Genomic DNA, 2403 nt, shown 5'->3' on the forward strand with positions numbered 1-2403 from the left:
TTGACCTCGGCATCGGATATTTATTTGAAAAAAATCCGCAAATTGAATTTTCCATGCTGTATTACGACACGTTCGAGCTGATGGTCTCCCCGGATCATCCGTTGGCCAAACATACGCATACGACAATCGACGCGCTAAAAGACGTTCCTTTCATTATGCTGACTCCCGACACAGCCGGGAGGCGATTTGTCGACCAGGTCTTTCAAAAATTCGGCATCGTTCCGCAGACGGTCATGGAGCTTTCCAGCAGCGAAGAGGTGAAGCGCATGGTTGAGTTAAACATGGGCGTGGCGATCATCTCCAAATTATCAATCGCGAATGAATTGAAAATGGGCACGCTAAAAATGATCAAGGTCGATGATCTGGAGATTATGCACCCGGTTGGCGTCATGTATAAAGCCGGCCGCTATCTGAACGCGGCGATGCGGCAGTTTTTGCGCGATTTGCAGGGAATGCCGGAAACGACGTTTCTCGGTACGGAATAGGCGTTTTTCGCGGGAGGCGCTTTACAACTGGAAACTCGGTCAGGAGGGAGATACCGATGACGGTTAAATTTGATTTTCACACGCATCATGAACGCTGCGGCCATGCGGACGGCACAATCAGGGATTACATTGAGCAAGCGTTGGCAAACGGCCTGGACATGATCGGCATATCCGATCATAGCCCTTATTTTGGCGAAGAGAACGACCATCCGCATCCCGGATTGACGATGGCCAAAAGCGCGTTTCCCGACTATGTGCGGGAAGTGCTGGATTTGAAAGCGGAATATGCCGGGAAAATTGAAGTGTTGTTGGGCGTTGAATCGGACTATTTTCCGGAATCTTTCGCCATATACCGCCGGGAGTACGAGAAGTATCCCTTTGATTACATTATCGGCTCCGTGCATGTGGTGGGCGGATTAAGCATATTCAACAAAAACCGCTGGCGCAACCTGGGGCTGCAGGAGCAAATTGCCGTGAAGGAACAATATTACCAATTGATCACGCAGTCCGCGCAAAGCGGCGCGTTTGACATTCTCGGGCATATCGACGCGATGAAGGGATATTATCCCGAATTCTCCGATATCCCGACGGATGCGGAAGACCGTGCGTTAAAAGCGATTGCCGCGGCCAATGTCGCAATTGAAATCAATACTTCCGGAAAAACAAAATATGTCGGCGGCTGGTATCCGTCCGATCAAATGTTGGAAAAAGCGTTGCATTTCGGTGTGCAGGTCACGTTTGGCTCGGACGCGCATGTGCCTAATCGGGTGGGAGATGAATGGGAACAAGTGCGCAAAAAATTGAAAGATATAGGCTTTAAGCAATGGGCGGTATTCCGCAAACGCCAAAGGATCATGGTTGATTTATAGGCAGCGTAGAGGCCGCATATAGGCCGCAGGCTGCGGACAAAAAAAGAGACCGTTCAACGCGGAACGGTTCCAAAGGTAAAGATATATATAAAAAAGGGGGTCTTGGCATTATCATACGATATGAACATTATCACAACTTAACAGCAAGATTTCATTTTTGTAACAAATAATCCCCGCCGGGACAAAAAAGCAGGAATTCGCCGGACAAGAAGTGAATATTACGCTATTAAGCGGGATTACTCGGGCTTAAACGGGCTTGTTGCGGGGGATAACAAATGGACAAAAAGGCGATTCGCGGTTGGATGATGTACGATTGGGCAAATTCCGCATTTGCCACAACGATGCTCGCTGCCGTGCTGCCGATATTTTATTTGGAAGTTGCAGCCAAAACGTTCGATGAGAATTTGGCGCTTTCTTATTGGAGCTATACGAATTCCATCGCGATGCTCCTTGTTGCCGGATTGGCGCCGGTGCTTGGCGCGATTTCGGATATATCCGGCTACAAAATGCGGTTTTTGCGCATATTCGCCTACGCCGGCATGATAGCCACCGCGTGTTTTGCTTTTGTCAACGAAGGCGATCTGCTGCTCGCGTCCGTGCTATTTATTCTGGGAACGGTCGGCTTTTCCGGGGGCAATACGTTCTATGATTCGCTGCTTACGGATTTGGTGCCGCCGGAAAAACGCGATATGGTTTCATCGCAGGGATATGCGCTTGGTTATGTGGGCGGCGGCGTTTTGCTTACGGTAAACTTGCTGATGATTCAACAGCCCGCCCTGTTCGGCTTTAGCGGCAGCCTGCAAGCGACGCACGCCGTTTTTGTAAGCGTTGCCGTCTGGTGGTTTTTGTTTGCGCTGCCGTTGTTCCGCCATGTCCGGATCGCGCCTTCAGCGGTTTATTCAATGCCGCGACGCCCCGTTGCCGCCGGGTTTGCCAGATTGGCCCGCACGCTGCGCCATCTCGGCCAATATCCCGAACTGCTCAAATTTTTGCTGGCGTTCTGGCTGTTTAATGACGGCATCAATACGGTCATCACGATGGCCGCCGCT

General features: G+C 50.5%; 3 protein-coding genes. All 3 read left to right on the forward strand.

Annotated features, from left to right (window positions below; all coding sequences use genetic code 11):
- A partial coding sequence (locus VF260_09500) for a LysR family transcriptional regulator substrate-binding protein (GenBank protein ID HEX7057413.1) occupies positions 1-485 on the forward strand: 485 nt, incomplete at its 5' end.
- Positions 486-541: 56 nt separating this feature from the next.
- On the forward strand, positions 542-1354 hold the full coding sequence (locus tag VF260_09505; protein HEX7057414.1) for a histidinol-phosphatase: 813 nt from the start codon (positions 542-544) through the stop codon (positions 1352-1354).
- Positions 1355-1629: 275 nt separating this feature from the next.
- Positions 1630-2403 (forward strand): MFS transporter (locus VF260_09510; protein HEX7057415.1); only part of this gene is annotated, 774 nt, incomplete at its 3' end.

This window comes from Bacilli bacterium (genome assembly GCA_036381315.1).
GTDB lineage: Bacteria > Bacillota > Bacilli > Paenibacillales > KCTC-25726 > DASVDB01.